Source organism: Microbacterium sp. BF1 (assembly GCF_019279095.1).
In the GTDB taxonomy this organism is placed as follows: Bacteria; Actinomycetota; Actinomycetes; order Actinomycetales; family Microbacteriaceae; genus Microbacterium; species Microbacterium maritypicum.
Window position 1 is genome coordinate 1 of record NZ_JAGYWT010000208.1, and the last position, 4187, is coordinate 4187.

At 68.8% G+C, this 4187-nt stretch carries 3 protein-coding genes and 1 pseudogene; all 4 read left to right on the plus strand.

Annotated elements, in window-relative coordinates; all coding sequences use genetic code 11:
- Positions 1–2929, plus strand: a 2929-nt coding sequence (locus KZA10_RS08800; RefSeq protein ID WP_218682679.1) for an FtsK/SpoIIIE domain-containing protein, incomplete at its 5' end; no start/stop codon positions are given.
- 5 nt (positions 2930–2934) lie between these two features.
- Positions 2935–3303 (plus strand): annotated as a pseudogene (locus tag KZA10_RS08805) (alanine racemase); the annotation flags it as partial.
- Complete coding sequence (gene tsaE / locus KZA10_RS08810) at positions 3300–3785, plus strand: tRNA (adenosine(37)-N6)-threonylcarbamoyltransferase complex ATPase subunit type 1 TsaE (protein ID WP_371861308.1); 486 nt, start codon at positions 3300–3302, stop codon at positions 3783–3785. The pseudogene KZA10_RS08805 and the gene tsaE, both read left to right, overlap by 4 nt.
- On the plus strand, positions 3782–4187 hold a 406-nt coding region (locus KZA10_RS08815; protein WP_218682680.1), incomplete at its 3' end, for a response regulator transcription factor. The genes tsaE and KZA10_RS08815, both read left to right, overlap by 4 nt.

A 4187-nucleotide genomic window follows, 5' to 3' on the forward strand; every position in this document is an offset into this window, starting at 1 on the left:
GCTCGCCGTTGTTCAACTCTGTCTCGAGGTCTTCGACTCGTTCCATGATCGTCTCGAGCTGGAATTCAGTGAGGCTGCGCCACCCGTACCGGGCGCGGCCGACAAGGTGGGTCTGTCCGTTCCTTTGATGCCGATCGGGCACTTCCTGATCGGACGCGATGCCGCGAACGATGTGACCATCGCCGACCCGCTGGTCTCGAAGCGGCACGCCCGCATCGAGGTCGCGGCGACCTTCGTCGAACTGGTCGATCTGAACTCCGCGAACGGCATCCTCGTCGACGGCGGACTCGTGCAGCGGCTCCGGGTCATCCCCGGACAGAGCTTCGTGCTGGGCGACTGCGAGTTCGTCGTGCACATGGTGAGCGATTTCGACGGCTCCGCCAGCGGTGACCCGGTGCTCGAGCGCGGGGGCGCTCTGATGTTCAACCGCAGCCCGCGCGTCGAGGAGCGCTTCACAGGGCAGGAACTGGACGAACCGCGCTACCCCCGCGACCAGCCGTCCCGGCTGTTCCCCTGGCCCATGCTCGTCGCGCCGATCCTGCTGGCCGTCACGATGTTCAGCATCACGCAGCGTCCGGCATCCCTCCTGATCGCCGCCGCGTCGCCGATGATGATGTTCGGGAACTTCATCTCGCAGAAGACCAACCTCGGTCAGCGTCTGCGCAAGGAGGCGGAGTCGTTCGAGGAGCAGTTCGAACGCCTGGAGGAGACGCTCTACCACTCGCACCCGAAGGAGCGGGAGGTGCGGCAGAACGAGGTACCGGCCGTCGCCGTCGTGTTCGACGAGGCGATGCGGCTCGGACCCCTGCTGTGGACGCGACGCCCCGAGCACTGGAACTTCCTCGCGATGCGCCTGGGCGTCTGCGAGAGCGAGGCGCGCACGCGCATCAAGCGCACCGAGAGCCCTGACGCGCTCGTCGAGTACGTCGAGCGCGTCGACCGCCTCGAGGAGCGGTACCGGATGATCGACGACGTGCCGATCCTGGAGTCGCTCCAGAGCGTCGGGTCGATCGGTGTCGCCGGTCCCACATCGCTGGCGAGCGATGCGCTCCGCGGCATCGCCGTGCAGCTGTTCGGCACGCATTCGCCGAACGAGCTGGTGACGGTCGCGCTGACCGAGCCGGGCTGGGCCAACGAGCTCGACTGGCTCAAGTGGTTGCCCCACACCTCCAGTGAGCGCAACCCGTTCAAGGAGATGCCTCTGGCGGACTCCGCGTCGACCGGCACGGCACTGCTCAGCGGCCTGGAGGAGATCGTCCTGCGTCGCTCGCGGGAGTCGAAGTCCGCCCGGCCCCCGTACGGCGCCGACTGGGACCCGATGCGCTACGGCACCGACGTCAAGCGCGCCGCCGAGGACGCGACATTCCCCGGCCAGACGGCGATCCTCGTGATCATCACGAACGATGCTCCTGTCGATCGAGCCCGGCTGACCCAGATCCTGGAACGCGGTGCCGACGTCGGCGTGTACGGCCTGTTCGTCGCTCCCGTGGTCGAGGCGCTGCCTGCCGCGTGCCGCACGTTCGTCGACGTGAGCGCAGGGCTCGGCGATGCGGTAGTCGGCACGGTCCGCAGCGGCGTGGACTATCGCGGAGTGCAGGTCGAGGGCGTCTCGCACGCCTACATGACCATGTTCGCCAAGCGGCTGGCCCCTGTCGTCGACTCCAGCACCGTGATCGAGGACTCCTCCGACATCCCGAACTCGGTCAGCTTCCTCTCCCTGGTGGGCACCGAGGTCGCGGAGGACGCGAATGCGGTGATCGACCGCTGGCGCCAGAACAACACGATCATCGACCGCTCCGGAGCCCCGCAGGCCCGGCTGAAGAAGGCGGGGAACCTGCGCGCCATCATCGGGCAGTCGCAGACCGACGCGATGACCCTCGACCTGCGCACCCAGGGTCCGCACGCCCTCGTCGGCGGGACGACCGGTGCCGGCAAGAGCGAGTTCCTGCAGGCCTGGGTGCTCGGCATGGCAGCCGCCCACAGCCCGGATCGGGTCACCTTCCTCTTCGTCGACTACAAGGGCGGCTCCGCTTTCGCCGACTGTGTCGACCTGCCGCACACGGTGGGCCTGGTCACCGACCTGAGCCCGCACCTGGTGCGTCGCGCCCTCACCAGCCTGCGTGCCGAGCTGCACCACCGCGAGCACCTCTTCAACCGCAAGAAGGCCAAGGACCTGCTCGAACTCGAGAAGCGTCGTGACCCGGAGACTCCGCCGGCGCTCGTGCTCGTGATCGACGAGTTCGCCGCGCTCGCCGGAGAGGTGCCGGAGTTCGTCGACGGCGTCGTCGACATCGCCCAGCGCGGTCGCTCCCTCGGCATCCACCTGATCATGGCGACGCAGCGACCGGCCGGTGTCATCAAGGACAATCTGCGGGCGAACACGAACCTGCGCGTCGCGCTGCGCATGGCGGACGAATCCGATTCGAAGGATGTCGTGGACGATCCGGTGGCCGCGACGTTCCCGCCTTCGCTGCCGGGGCGCGGCATCGCGAAGACCGGCCCAGGGCGCCTCGTGCCGTTCCAGTCGGCGTACGCCGGCGGGTGGACGACGGACGAGGCGCAGGTCGCCGAGGTGAAGGTGGCCGAACTCCGATTCGGTTCCATCCAGACGTGGGAGGCCGAGCAGGCGCCGGAGTCCGAGTCCCATGACGAGGACCTCGGACCCAACGACCAGAAGCGCATCGTGGCGACGCTCGTGAGCGCGGCACGAGAGGCCCGTATCCCCGCGCCCCGACGTCCGTGGCTCGACGATCTGGAGGGCGCCGTCGACATGCGCGACCTCCCCGTGCTCGGCGACGGACAGGTGCTGCTCGGCAAGATGGATGTCCCGGAGCGTCAGCTGCAGGAGCCGGCCTACTTCCATCCCGACAAGGACGGGTCGCTGCTCGTCTACGGCACGGTCGACTTGCCCGATCCACTCGTGCCGTAGACAGGGCGATCGCCGCCGTGCGCAGAGTGCCGGCCGGGACGGGCGTCTCCTACGGCTACGACCATCGAACGGATCGCGACACGACGCTGGTCCTCGTGCCTCTCGGATACGCCGACGGGGTGCCGCGCAATGCGTCGGGGAAGCTCCCGGTCTCCATCGGCGGACGCCGGTTCGTGAACGTCGGACGCATCGCGATGGATCAGTTCGTCGTCGACGTCGGAGACACCCCGGTCTCGATCGGCGACGAGGTCGTCTTGTTCGGCGACCCCACCCTCGGCGTGCCGTCAGCGGCGGACTGGGCCGATGCCGCCGACACCATCAACTACGAGATCGTCACCCGCATCGGTCCCCGCGTGCCCCGGCGGGCCTCGTGAGCGTGGACCCCGCGTTCCTCGGTCGTCGGGAGATCGCGACCGCCGAGGAGATGGAGCAGCTGGGCCTGCGCATCGGCGAACAGCTGGAAGCCGGCGACCTCCTCGTCCTGACGGGTCCGCTCGGAGCGGGCAAGACCACCTTCACCCGCGGGCTCGCCGAGGGTCTGGGGGTGCGCGGTCCCGTGCAGAGCCCCACTTTCGTGATCGCCCGCACGCACCCCTCGCTGGTCGGCGGAGCGCCACTGGTGCACGTCGATGCCTACCGCCTCGGTTCGGCGGCGGAGCTCGACGACCTCGACCTCGACCTCGAGCGCTCCGTCGTGGTGGTCGAGTGGGGCAGAGGCATGGCCGAGGAGCTGGCCGACTCCTGGTGGGACATCGAGGTGGAGCGGCCTGTGGGGTCCTCGGACGACCTCGACCCTTCGGAGCTCGATTCGGATGCGCCGAGGATCGTCACGATCGTGCGCGAGAGCGCCGCATGACCTCGACGTCGACGCCCGCACTCGTCGCCGTGATCATCGAAGACGATCCCGACGTGCGATCACTCCTGGACGAGGTGTTCCTCGCGGCCGGCTTCGAGACGATCCTCACGGGCTCCGGCGTCGAGGGGCTCGCTGCCGTCGAACAGCACCATCCGGTGATCACGACCCTCGACATCAACCTTCCCGGCATCGACGGCTTCGAGGTCGCCCGGCGGATCCGGCGGGTCAGCGACACCTTCATCATGATGCTCTCCGCACTCTCCGAAGAGTCCGACGTGGTCCTCGGGCTCACCTCGGGAGCGGACGAGTACCTGGTGAAGCCGTTCCGCCCGCGCGAGCTCCGCGCCCGTATCGAGGCTCTTCTGCGGCGTCCGCGGCTCCCCGCCCCCGGCGTCGCCGACG